This is a genomic window from Levilactobacillus humaensis (assembly GCF_024345185.1).
GTDB lineage: Bacteria > Bacillota > Bacilli > Lactobacillales > Lactobacillaceae > Levilactobacillus > Levilactobacillus humaensis.
On the sequence record NZ_BROB01000027.1, the window covers coordinates 20,259 to 31,765 of the forward strand.

Genomic DNA, 11,507 nt, shown 5'->3' on the forward strand with positions numbered 1-11,507 from the left:
CCTAATATTTGACGCCAGTATACTGGTGTCGGTTGGATCTGGAGCGTTGTAGGGTTTCGATCACGCGGGAAACTTACTAATTCATGGCTTAGTTCAGATCGCTAAATGGCAACACTTGCCTAAGGGGTGCGCCTGCGGGCACCGGACGCCACCCCTGTGGGGCAGACCTGAAGCCTGAGGAGCGGTCTTCAGGGCAACCTTGAACCTCGAAGTGCACGAGTTTCAAAGTTGGCCGTGCTCTAAGCCGAGACAAAACCTCGGCTAAGACCACTGACACGGGGGTTCTGTCCGGTGCCCTCCGGCTGGGGTTGAACTAAAATTGCACTCAGAGCTTAGCACTTCTAAAAGTATGTCTTCCATATTCGTATCAATCCTCTTGCTTTAAAAATAAGGGCCGTCCTACTACTCTTAGCTTGATGTTGAACTTAACTTGATATAATATAAATTTGTACACAGCAACTTGAAATGTACAAAAAAAGAAGTATCAGGAATGCAATCCTGATACTTCCAAGCTGTAACGACCTGCTTGCGACGGCCATACCGCCTAGCGACATCGAGTTACAATTTAACAGTCTTAAACCATTAAACCGTTTCTAGCCGGTCAGCTAAACGGTTTTTTCTTTTACACAAGCAATTTTAGAGCAATGACAAGAATTCCCGCGAATACAACAGCTACCAGAATGATTGTCATCCCTCTTAACTGTGATTGCTCCGACAGGCTGGATAGCCCTTTGAAGGCTGGTCCAAGCCACTTCATTTTCATAAAGTTGCCGAATTCCCCAGTAATAGGCGGAATTAGTGTCATTAAAAAACGTTTTGATCTAGCACCATCTCCATCTTTTTTAGATTTCGATGCCGCCAAGATATGACCAAGCCCCTACAACAGGATTAAGCCTACCACAGTTTGCTTTGGTTAGCTTAGAGGTTTTTTCCTGATTCTGACAATTCTTTTACTGACACTCAGCTCAATTTAGCTTGTTACTAAAATAGACCAAGTTCACCGCAACCATGGAGGTTAATGACTCTCCTGGCCATCGTGAACTTGGTCTATTTTTACGGCTTAATCCGTGTTATTCAAAAACGCCGTCTCAAGCAAATGTGATCTTTTACTTGAAACGGCGTAACTAATTAAATTTTATGAGGTCAATCCTAGCCGGAGGAGGCCAGGGACGGAGCCAGCCCTGGAGGTGGTGTTAACTGGCGTTTCTGGCCAGTTTACAGCACGGGCGACTTTGAAGACACGTGGTCTTCGTGGCTTCAAATCGAGCGAGAAGCCCACAGGGCCGAAGCGTCCCCACAGCAGGCGTAATCCCTGGCAGCCGCAGGCGGTCAACTTACATCCACCCAGAAGAACTTAGTCTTTAACCGGTGTCCCCGTATAGAACACCGAACCAGAATTCTTATGCACCCCAATCACCCGGGTACTGAATTTGGCGGTCCCAATGGTGTACTGCACGTGGTAATAATCCCAGTCACTCTGACCAGAATACTTCTGCCCCTCAGCATCCGCGAGCTTGAGCGGATAGACCAACAGACCTTTCAATGGCTGAGCGTGCTGGGCCAGGCTCAAGCGAACCGCGTTACTTGGCGTATATGGAATAAACAAGCACACCACCGCCACAATTAAAATTCCTAAGAGAATGACAACTCGCCGCCGTGTGTTCCCCGACTTTTTCTGCGTTTGTTTCATCACGATTCCTCCGTTCGTTTAAACCCCGACGTCAAAGGTCAAGGTGCCGCGGTAAAAAAGGTGCCCCGCTGGCCGCCAAATGCCGACCTCATTGCTGTCATAGCCACCAGAATAGGACATCACCTTATGGTCAAAGCGGTAATAATCCCAACTGCGTTTGCCAGAAGACGTGAGCGTATCCGCCCGCGACTCCTTGACGGTATGACCTTGAAATGCCTGAAGCGGATGGCCATTGCGCAGGATGGTGAAGCGGACCGTATTTCTGGGCGTCACCGGCAGGAAAAACAACAGCTCGGCCACAATTAAAACCAGGATCCCGCCAAATAACCACCAGAGAAACCGACGTCTATGTACGCGTTCTGCCACGATGATCATCCCCCATCCCTTGTTGTTATGCTTATCATACGCCATCTTGTGATGGGGTGTTCTTATCGATCGCAAACTTATGAATTATCTAAACTAGTTTAGTAAAAAAGCTGCGACTAAGGTCACAGCTTTGTGGTTTACATGGTCGAAACGTGTGAAAAAGGGCAGCCGGTCCCGCTAAACCAATAATCCAAGACCGGGATTATCGGCTTAGCGACGTTAATGCTCGCCGGCTAACCGCCCTTTTTCACACTCTTGTCTTTTTACCACCAATTCCGATCCCCAACAAACAACTCAGGATGGTGATTGGTCAGGAGATATGGGGTGCCGTCCTTGGTGAACGTCAGGCCCTCGAACTCCCGCTGAGGCGAGAACTGCGTCCATTTGAACTGCTTATTCTTCAGACTGCCCTTGCCCACCAACGACTTGGCCGGGAAGCTCGCGATGGAGTCATCGGCGACCAGATACAGCCGCTGGTTATGTGGATTGTACGCCATGCTCTGCAGGCGCGTCCCGGGATTCTGTTTCAGGAGCTGGTTGGTCATCCGGAAATGAACCTTCTTCCGTGAAATGGTGCCCTTGTAGATCAGCGCGGTATGCACGGTTGGCTTGGTCCAGAAGAAGGCGTTGCCGTAGCGGTCAAACGTCAGGACGTGGCCACCGGGCTTGGAAATGTGACCCGACTTCAATTTGAAACGAATCTTATGAATCGGAGCCAGTGACTTCCCACTAATCTGGGCGATATAGCCATACTGATTCATGGGCACCCGTGGCGCAGACTCCTTGTCGATCCACATGTAGAGGCGTTTGTGCTTCCAATCATAGGCCAACGACTGCCCGTGACCGGTGGTAAAGGCTGGGCCAACCTTAACGGCCTTGCGAATCGCCAATTCCCGTTCGTTGGTTTGCGTATACGCCGTTTGAACCTCAAGTGGCGTCGCCCCCATCTTATCTAATTTCTGCTTATCATAACGGACAACGCGTCCGCGATTCTTCCAGTTGGTCGGGCAGTAAACCACGTAGAAATACCGGCCATCGGTGGTCAGGCTCTGCGGATTCCCCCAGGCCTGATTCTTATATCCCGGATACGGCAAAAGGTATTTCGTCTTGAAATTCATCTTGGCACCCTTGATCCGCCGAATCTGATTGGGACTATGTAAGTTGCCATGAACGTAGGTTTTCGGCATTTTCACGTAATGTACGGCGTGGTCATTGACCTTCCGCAACTTCCCCACCGTGAGTGCCGGCGCGGTCTGGTGGTAAACCTTGACCGCGGCCTGCGCGGAAACGTCAATGCCCGCGCTAATCCCCAGGACGATCCCCAATACTAACAGGACCAGTCCCAGTTGTTTCTTCTTCAAAATGATGATCGCTTCCCCCATAAATAAACTAATAACCGAACTAAATTATATCGCAAATTTTAGGCATAAACAACGCGCCAGAACTCCCACGGATGGGTGATCTGACGCGTTTTGGTTTATGATTAAATTTGTTTTGAAGTGCTGGACTGATGGTGTGGCGGCCTTCCGGGTGGCCCTGAGGAGGCTGGAACGCCATGGGCGCGTCGGGAAGCCAAAGAGCGGTCTCCCCGACCGGCCTTATTGTAAGTTGGCAAGAAACGCCAACCAACAATAACGACATGGCTCAGCCTCCTCAGAACCACCCTCCAGGCTGATCGCCGGGCAACGGTGGTTTTGAAAACCAAACCCTTACACTCAGATGATGCGAGGTCCAAACTGACACAACAAGTCAGCACATCCAACCAGCAAGAACACTGTCAGTTGAACGCGCTCCTTGTCGCCTCAGCGGAATCGCCAGCAGCCAGGATTACCATCTAAGTTCGGTGGTCGATCTCAGCCGCAGGGTGGTTCCATAGGGGGCTCAGTGGTGTCGTTTGCCTTAGTGGCGGGTTTTTCGCCGCTTAGGCAAAGGCCGAGCTTGTAGACTTTCGCTTTTTGAAAGGCTTCAAGTCGTGCCCACTACGTTCCAGCCCCCTACGGAACCGCCCGGAGGCGCGGTCCTTATCCTTAAACGAGCCTACCGGCTCTAATTTATTTTAAAAGACTAGATGACCTCGCGGGTAAATGGATCCTTAGAAATCCCCTTGTCGAGAATGTCCTTGCACCATTCCTTGGCGGAGAACAGACTGTGGTCCTTGTAGTTCCCACAGCTGTATTTGTCAGTCCCTTGAACATCCTTCCACTCGGTGTCAAAGGCAATCTTGTGAAGAGAAGCCTTCAGAGCCTTGGCAACTTCTTCGGTGGATTGTTCACCCCAAGTGATCAGGTGGAAACCGGTCCGACAGCCGAATGGTGAACAGTCGATGACGCCGTCCATCTCGTCACGGAGATAACCCGCCAACAGATGTTCAATCGTATGTAAGCCAGCCGTTGGAATTGCATTGGTATTCGGTTGGACTAACCGTAAATCAAAATTGGAAATGACGTCACCCTTGGTCCCCGTTTCCCGGGTAATCAAACGAACGTATGGTGCCTTAACAGCGGTGTGATCTAACGTAAAACTTTCAACTTTTGCCATTATTTGCCAACTCCTTTTGAGATTGTAGGTACCCCTTTACTGTACACCCCTAACGGCCACCCTGACCAATAATTTGGACGGCTAAATTGATTAATTGGATGACCATTTGGTTAGTCCTGATTTGATCAAAACTAGGCGTGTCACCATCCCCTGATCGCGGTCCTCGCTATACTGGGGGCAAATTGACGAAAAGGGGGCTTTACCATGCGGCGAAATAACGCAAAACCCCGCCACCTGTTAGTGCCGAAGCACCACTGGCGGCGGATCATGACCATTGGTGGCCTACTCCTCGCGTTGCTTGGCCTGTGGGGTTACCACGCTTGGCGATCGGCGCAGAATACCTTTGCTGGCGCCTACCAGTCGGCCGGGATTCGTCCTGATGGTAGTGTGATCACCAGTGGCAAGCCCTTCGCCGTTCTCTTACTGGGAACCGACACCGGCGCTTTGGGGCGTCACGACGTTGGGCGGACGGATACCATGATTGTCGCCACGATTAATCCCAAGACCCAAACGGCCAAACTCACCAGCATCCCCCGCGACACCCTGGTCGACATTTACGGGAGCCAACAGGACGACGAGAAGATCAACGCGGCCTACCCGTTATATGGCGCTAAAACGACGCTGAAGACCGTCGAGCACCTGGTGGATATTCCGATTCATTATTACGTTTTGCTCAACATGGGCGGCCTGAAACAGATGGTTAACGCCGTCGGGGGCGTCACGGTCAAGCCACTCTTGACCTTTCACTACGAACAGGCCAACGTGACCAAGGGCGTGAAAATTCACCTCAACGGGGCCAGCGCCCTAGCCTACTCACGGATGCGCGATCAGGATCCCTTGGGCGACTACGGCCGCCAAGCCCGACAACGTCAGCTGATCAAGGCCCTTGTAGTTAAGGAGGCCGGCATCAGCTCCATCCCCCGCTACCAAACCGTGCTGGGATCGCTTCAGCAAAACATCCAAACGAATCTCACCTTCAACGACCTGATGTGGCTGCGTTTTAAGGACGCGCACACCAGTCGCCACATTGACTCTCAAACCCTTCAAGGGCAGCCAGCCATTCTAAATGGCATCGATTATCAGGTAGCGCCGCAATCTGAAATTGACCAAGTTTCTAATAGCTTACGGCGTGCCCTGAACTTGCCGGCGGTGGGAAACTTCCAGACGGATGCGTTAGATCCGTTAGTATTTTAGAAAAATGGACCGCCAGCACAAGTTGTCTGACGGTCCATTTTAATTTTTCAGTAGCCTAGAGAGCCTCGGCCGACTCCTGCTTAACGTGTGTGAGTTTCTTGCCATTGGTTTCCACCGAATAGGTATCTTTATATCTAGAGCTGTTGTGACCGACAACCAACGTGTAGTACAGCACCACCGTATATGACTGGCCTTCGTCGCGAGTGATCTGCATGGGCTTGGTCCACGAGTAGGTCCCCTTGACGGACGCCTGATCGGCTTGATTCTGTTGGCGCTTGGTAATCAAATCTTCAACCGCACTCGACGTAGCGTACTTCCCCATTTCTCGGGCCCGCTGCTTGTCGGTCTTCTCCGTGACGACGAAAATCTGATAGGCGGTAAAATATTTCTGAATGGCATTCTTAATGGAACCCGTGGCCGCCTGGGACTTCTTCGTCTGTGCCCGCGACGACTGGTCCGCCTGTTCCTGCGCGGCGCTAGAGGCACTCGCCGAATCGGCAGCGGCCTGTGAGGATTCGGCCGCCTTCTTCGCCTTCTTGGCACTGACACGCGAGGCACTGGCCGCCTTGACTGATTCCGACTGCTTAGCCTTCGATTCCGAGCGGACGGAAGCCAGTTCGGTCTTCAATTCCGCTTGTTTGGCATCGGAGTGGTGTTTCATCAGCAGGCCCCCAATCAGGCCAATGACTAGCACGGCTACAACTACTAGAATTACCCACATCATCTTTTTTATGGAGATGCTTTCGGTTTCCCGCTCTATTCCCTAGCGAAACACCATTTTGTTCAGTTTTCTTATTCATCCGGAGGAGTCCCTTCAATCTAAAATATATTAACAGTATAGCATGGATCTCCTCTTTCGCTGAATCGTCTGCTAAAGTGGTTGAAATGTGAATAGGCCCTCAAGATTGAAGAACTCTTGAGGGCCTGTGTTTTAATTTTTCATCCGCTTAAACCTAATCTTCAGCTTCATCCCACACCTTATCCTCCGGCAACAAGGACTCTCGAAATCCCACCCAATCTGACGTATTCGCAAATAGGTCTCCCTTTGCAGGAGTCAGACAAAGCGCATCACCAATCTTAACGACCGTAAACTGCTGGCCAACTTCTGGTTCAAGTTCCCGAGGAAAAATAAAACCTACCGACCCACCAATTTTGCGCATCGTGATTTTCATCGTGATCCTCCTTTAAGACAAAAGAAAAGAACCGAAGATAACTTGGCAATCTACTCGGTTCTCTGCATTGCAATGTAATTAGGCAAGCTGTTACTCGATACTTACCATGTTTCCATGCCAACTATAGCACAGCAAACGATATTTCTGGTAATTTTACCCTTGGCATTCTGTGGACATAGAATGACCAGTTATCACTCTCATCGACTGCATCACGAGCAATGCTTTAACATCAACGTACACCTGACAACGGATAACCCTTCTTTCGTCGCCAGTTCGTCTCGGTCAGTCATTCCGTCGATCTCAGCCGCAGGGTGGTTCCGTAGGGGGCTCAGTGGTGTCGTTTGCCTTAGTGGCGTGGGTTGCGCCGCTTAGGCAAAGGCCGAGCTTGTAGACAGGTGGTTCCCCTGGCTTCAAGTCGTGCCCACTACGTTCCAGCCCCCTACGGAACCGCCCGGAGGCGCGGTCTTTATCTCCGATTCGAACAGATCCCAGCAAAAAAGGGCAACTCAACCGAGCCACCCCAACACATTAATCGTTAGTTGTTTGATGTTGCCGAGCCTGCCAGATATGCCAGCCAATGATCAGAACACTAGCATCTCCAAGTAACGTGCCCAAGGCGATCAGCAGGTTCCCCGAAGTCGTGACCATCAAGCCAGACGTTGCGGGTACCCGGGCCAACAAGGCTAGAAAAGTTGTGATCCACAGGCTACCTAATACCGCCGGCAACCAGGAATTTGGATGGACGCGATTCTGCCACCAGGTGAGACCGGTGACCAGCACGGCAAAGATGAGCAGCGCAATGCTGCCACCGCCGCGGGTCAGGTAAACTAAGCCAACCGGTGGAATCGTCTTCGCGGCAATCCGCATCGCCACGAGTAAGGCGATAATCACGATCAGCCACGCCACAACGCGGCCCCGCTCGGTAAACCGTGGCGTCAGCCAGATGCCAATGACGAGAGCCACGATGAACAGCGCATACTCCACGCCCACCAACAATAGTTGAAGTGGTACGGCGGGTAGGATGACGCCGGGTAAAATGGTCCCCAAGGTGAAAATTAATAAGGGCACCAGGAGATCCCAGTTCCACCACCAGGGACGGCGACTGCCGGCCTTGCCTAACGCGATAGCAATCGTCGCGGGACCACCGCCGAAGAAGTCTTCGGCATCGCGTCCGGCCTTTTGTGCCGCGATAATTTCTGGCAACAGGTCGTGCAGCTCACGCTGGAGCACGGTTTCCTTACTGAACTTGGCCTGTTGGCGCATATTTTCCACGAGATCATCCCAGTACGCCCGGTTTTCCGGGGACAGTTGGTCTCGTAGCGTTGCATTTTCCTTAATAATTGTTGCAATTCGCGCCACGACCGACACACCTTTCACAAATATTCACTAATCCCATGATAAGGAAGTTACCTGCCAAACGCCACTAATTTATCCCGCAAATCGCAGGCCGACGAATAAGCCTAAGGCGGCTAGGAGTAGACCACCGCCGACGCTGGCCAGTCCATAACCCAGTGCGGCGCCGTAGCGGCGTTGGTCGAGCAACATGACCAGTTCGTGACTGAAGGTCGAATAGGTGGTGAAACCGCCCAGAACCCCGGTGCCAAATATAACGGTGGGCCAGGTCTCCCACTGCCAGCCGGTGAGCAGGCCCAGTAATAAACTCCCTAATAAGTTGATCATTAACGTGGCAAATGGCCACCGATTTCCCCAGCGACCGGTCACCCATTTGGTCGTGGCATAACGACCCAGCGCACCCATTGCGGCGCCCAGGCCGGCCAACGCGGCCATCAGAGTTTCACCAGCGGTAGACCCCACCAACGCCGGGCACTCCAGACACCCAGAGCGCTACAGATCAGGCCACCAAGAACGGTGACCGCCAGATAGGCCACCGCCATCCTCCACTGTTGGTGTTCAAGCAGGGTTACCGTGGTCACGCTGAACGTGGAGAAGGTCGTAAACGCCCCCACACCGCCGACCCCAAGGCCCACGGTCAAAGCTTCCGGCCACTTGGCGGTCAGTCGTCGGGCATGGGACAACCAGGCCAACAGGCCACTGCCGAGGAGGTTGATCAGCACCAGACTCCAGGGGAAACCCGTGCCGGTCGGGATAACCTCTCCCAGCCAATAGCGTAGGCACCCACCCAGGAAGCCACAGATTAGAATCGCCAGTACATTTGCCACACCTTCACGTCCTTTGTTTTGAAACGGATTAGTCCATTATAGCAAAAAGGGGCCCCGCAACCACTGCGGCGTCCCCATGAATCATCAAATCATTCAACTTTTAGTGGAACTGCATCCCACCATCGACTTCTAACGTTTGTCCGGTGATGTAATTTGAATCCGGACCCGCGAGAAAGGCGACCCCGGCGGCGACATCTTCGGGTTCGGACAGACGACCCAAGGTAATATCCTTGGCGAACGTCTGCATCCCCCAGTCATCGTCCTTACCGGCGTTCTGACCCACCTTGTGGGCGATATCAAACATCATCGGCGTCTTCACAATCCCCGGTGCATAGGCATTGGCGGTGATCCCTTCGGTGGCTAAATCCCTAGCGGCTACCTGGGTAATGCCTCGGATGGCAAACTTGGTCCCACTGTACAGGGCTAAGTTAGGATTCCCAACCACTCCGGCTTGCGAGGTGGCGTTGATAATCTTCCCACCATGCCCGAGTTCCTTTAATTTGGCGTGGGCGGCCTGGATGCCCCACAGGGTTCCGGCCACATTCACGTGGTACACTAAATCAAACTGTTCTGGGGTAATCGTATCGATCGGCGTTGTCGGCCCTAAGCCGGCATTGTTGACGATCACGTCAAACCCACCGAGTTCATCGGCCGTCGCGTCGACCGCGGCAAAGACGCTGTCGCGATCGGCCACATCGACCTTCACGGCGCACGCCTTGCCACCATCGGCTTTGATGTCGGCGGCGACCTTCTTGGCATTGTCTAAGTTCAAATCGGCAATTGAAACCGCAAACCCATCGCTGGCTAAACGTTTGGAAATGGCTTCCCCAATTCCTTGTCCACCGCCAGTAACCATTGCTACTTTACCATTTGATGCCATGTGCCATTCACTCCTTCAGAATAAGTAGATTCACAGGTACATCCTCATTCTACCGGAAACGATCGGGTAATGAAACCGATTCCACTTTAGACTTCCTAACCCATTGAATCGTTAAGCCAATTCAGCGAAGCAGACAACACCGGACACCCCTTCCTAGCTCCTAATAGATGAATTTAAGAAAAAGCTTATTGTTTTATTTCTTTACTTATGTGACTATTAACTTATAAAAGTAACACCATCTTAAAAGTGGGGTGATATGTGATGAATCAAGACCTACATAACCGATCTAAAAATCGACCCAATAATACTCATGTACACAATAAAATTAAGGACTTACTTTTTGCTGGAGTGGTTTTAACCAGTCTCAATGTCGGCTTACTTAATGGCCCTTCTAAAAAGGCTTCAGCGGACACATCATCTCCTAATATCTCGGCTTCTTCTAGTTCTTTAACAAGAAAGCCATCTACTCAAACGCTTAGTAAGTCACTTGGTCAAACAAGTAGTGAGCGCACTACCCCTTCCGATGCCACAAATGATGCCAGCGTTGCACCCGACGCCCCGACGAATAACAGTATTGTCCCTGCGGATACCAATGACGGTTCAACCACCAATGATAATGACACAAAAGACAGTTTAAATGACGACCATTCCAATCTATCAGATACTTCCAAAGTTGATACTGAGTCAAAAGCTGATGCAACCCCCCAGCAAGTCAACACTTCTGGTATTGACAAGGGTGAGGTCGATGTTATCTCCCATCACGCTGTTCAAAAAGGAACCGTATCCGTTCACTACAAAACAGACACCGGGGGTGAACTCTATAAAGAAGTCATTACTGGAAACGTTGGGGAAAAGTTCACAGTAAATGCATTGGATTTCAACGACGGGGATGCTAAAGATTTCCTTCTCAAGGGAGCCCGCCAAATTAGCGGAATCTACACTTCGAAAGCTCAGACCACCACTTTTTTCTACCAGGTTCCTAAGGTTCATGCTTCATTTCAAAATGAAATGAATGTCTACAAAGTCACATACGCAGATGACAGCTTGAAGTACGTCCAAATTATCGACGGCAATTTCGATATAACTCTCGGCAAAAATTCCCAAGGTCAATCGCTAGTTGCCATTCAGTCTATAGGTATGCCTTCAGCAAATAGAATGTTATCTCTTTCAAACAAAGAAATCGCAAATATTGAAAAACGCTTTGGTTATTTTAACACCCAAAAGTACAGTTACATTCTCGAAAAATCTTATAATAGTACTTACGTCAAAGTTATGAAAATTAACAACAAATCGGGTGATTTAACGGTAAAAACCATTAATCTAAATGCCAGTGATTATACTGTTGATTCGGTATCTAAGGCATTAGGAATTAGCCCTAAAACCAAGTTTAAAACATTCTGGAATAAGTTTGGGAGATTGTAAAATATAACCGAACACTTGTAGACAAAAAAGCCCATAGAGGCCTTTAATAGAATTACCACAACACT

Annotated in this window: 13 protein-coding genes; 2 read left to right on the forward strand and 11 right to left on the reverse strand. The window is 50.7% G+C overall.

All coding sequences use genetic code 11. The annotated features are described in order from the left end of the window. Nucleotides 1-622: 622 nt before the first annotated feature. From OCU14_RS08885 to OCU14_RS08905, 5 genes are all read right to left on the reverse strand, one after another. Nucleotides 623-862: a hypothetical protein gene (locus OCU14_RS08885; RefSeq protein WP_261810728.1), complete on the reverse strand. Its 240-nt coding sequence runs from the start codon at nucleotides 860-862 to the stop codon at nucleotides 623-625. Between the two features lie 492 nt (nucleotides 863-1,354). Beyond that, complete coding sequence (locus OCU14_RS08890) at nucleotides 1,355-1,690, reverse strand: hypothetical protein (protein ID WP_261810729.1); 336 nt, start codon at nucleotides 1,688-1,690, stop codon at nucleotides 1,355-1,357. A gap of 18 nt (nucleotides 1,691-1,708) precedes the next feature. Then, complete coding sequence (locus tag OCU14_RS08895) at nucleotides 1,709-2,056, reverse strand: hypothetical protein (protein WP_261810730.1); 348 nt, start codon at nucleotides 2,054-2,056, stop codon at nucleotides 1,709-1,711. 263 nt (nucleotides 2,057-2,319) lie between these two features. After that, entirely contained in the window at nucleotides 2,320-3,417 is a 1,098-nt protein-coding gene (locus tag OCU14_RS08900; protein WP_261810731.1) for a hypothetical protein, read from the reverse strand. A gap of 703 nt (nucleotides 3,418-4,120) precedes the next feature. Beyond that, nucleotides 4,121-4,594: an S-ribosylhomocysteine lyase gene (locus OCU14_RS08905; RefSeq protein ID WP_125544156.1), complete on the reverse strand. Its 474-nt coding sequence runs from the start codon at nucleotides 4,592-4,594 to the stop codon at nucleotides 4,121-4,123. Between the two features lie 204 nt (nucleotides 4,595-4,798). On the opposite strand from OCU14_RS08905, the gene OCU14_RS08910 reads away from it, so the two are divergent. Then, on the forward strand, nucleotides 4,799-5,788 hold the full coding sequence (locus OCU14_RS08910; protein ID WP_261810732.1) for an LCP family glycopolymer transferase: 990 nt from the start codon (nucleotides 4,799-4,801) through the stop codon (nucleotides 5,786-5,788). A 55-nt stretch (nucleotides 5,789-5,843) separates the two neighbouring features. Here the strand turns inward: OCU14_RS08910 and OCU14_RS08915 are convergent, their stop codons facing one another. The 6 genes from OCU14_RS08915 to OCU14_RS08940 all read right to left on the reverse strand — a co-directional run bounded on the left by OCU14_RS08915 (nucleotide 5,844) and on the right by OCU14_RS08940 (nucleotide 10,020). After that, a complete protein-coding gene (locus tag OCU14_RS08915; protein WP_261810733.1) occupies nucleotides 5,844-6,482 on the reverse strand; it encodes a hypothetical protein in 639 nt (212 codons plus the stop codon). A gap of 259 nt (nucleotides 6,483-6,741) precedes the next feature. Next, entirely contained in the window at nucleotides 6,742-6,960 is a 219-nt protein-coding gene (locus OCU14_RS08920; protein WP_261810734.1) for an AbrB/MazE/SpoVT family DNA-binding domain-containing protein, read from the reverse strand. 528 nt (nucleotides 6,961-7,488) lie between these two features. After that, on the reverse strand, nucleotides 7,489-8,319 hold the full coding sequence (locus tag OCU14_RS08925; RefSeq protein WP_261810735.1) for a DUF1129 domain-containing protein: 831 nt from the start codon (nucleotides 8,317-8,319) through the stop codon (nucleotides 7,489-7,491). Nucleotides 8,320-8,388: 69 nt separating this feature from the next. Next, nucleotides 8,389-8,775, reverse strand: a complete 387-nt coding sequence (locus tag OCU14_RS08930; RefSeq protein WP_261810741.1) for a fluoride efflux transporter FluC — start codon at nucleotides 8,773-8,775, stop codon at nucleotides 8,389-8,391. Then, nucleotides 8,748-9,140, reverse strand: a complete 393-nt coding sequence (locus OCU14_RS08935) for a fluoride efflux transporter FluC (RefSeq protein ID WP_261810736.1) — start codon at nucleotides 9,138-9,140, stop codon at nucleotides 8,748-8,750. Before OCU14_RS08935 ends, OCU14_RS08930 begins: the two co-directional genes overlap by 28 nt. 100 nt (nucleotides 9,141-9,240) lie before the next feature. Beyond that, nucleotides 9,241-10,020 (reverse strand): (S)-acetoin forming diacetyl reductase, encoded by a 780-nt coding sequence (locus tag OCU14_RS08940; RefSeq protein WP_261810737.1) that lies wholly within the window; start codon nucleotides 10,018-10,020, stop codon nucleotides 9,241-9,243. Between the two features lie 261 nt (nucleotides 10,021-10,281). On the opposite strand from OCU14_RS08940, the gene OCU14_RS08945 reads away from it, so the two are divergent. Further along, nucleotides 10,282-11,442 (forward strand): MucBP domain-containing protein, encoded by a 1,161-nt coding sequence (locus OCU14_RS08945; protein WP_261810738.1) that lies wholly within the window; start codon nucleotides 10,282-10,284, stop codon nucleotides 11,440-11,442. Nucleotides 11,443-11,507 lie beyond the last annotated feature (65 nt).

Excerpts from the sequence above, each read along its gene's own strand:
- OCU14_RS08890 (WP_261810729.1), bottom strand. The coding sequence starts at position 1,690 with ATGAAACAAACGCAGAAAAAGTCGGGGAACACACGGCGGCGAGTTGTC.
- OCU14_RS08905 (WP_125544156.1), bottom strand. The coding sequence starts at position 4,594 with ATGGCAAAAGTTGAAAGTTTTACGTTAGATCACACCGCTGTTAAGGCA.
- OCU14_RS08910 (WP_261810732.1), top strand. The coding sequence starts at position 4,799 with ATGCGGCGAAATAACGCAAAACCCCGCCACCTGTTAGTGCCGAAGCAC.
- OCU14_RS08920 (WP_261810734.1), bottom strand. The coding sequence starts at position 6,960 with ATGAAAATCACGATGCGCAAAATTGGTGGGTCGGTAGGTTTTATTTTT.
- OCU14_RS08940 (WP_261810737.1), bottom strand. The coding sequence starts at position 10,020 with ATGGCATCAAATGGTAAAGTAGCAATGGTTACTGGCGGTGGACAAGGA.
- OCU14_RS08945 (WP_261810738.1), top strand. The coding sequence starts at position 10,282 with ATGAATCAAGACCTACATAACCGATCTAAAAATCGACCCAATAATACT.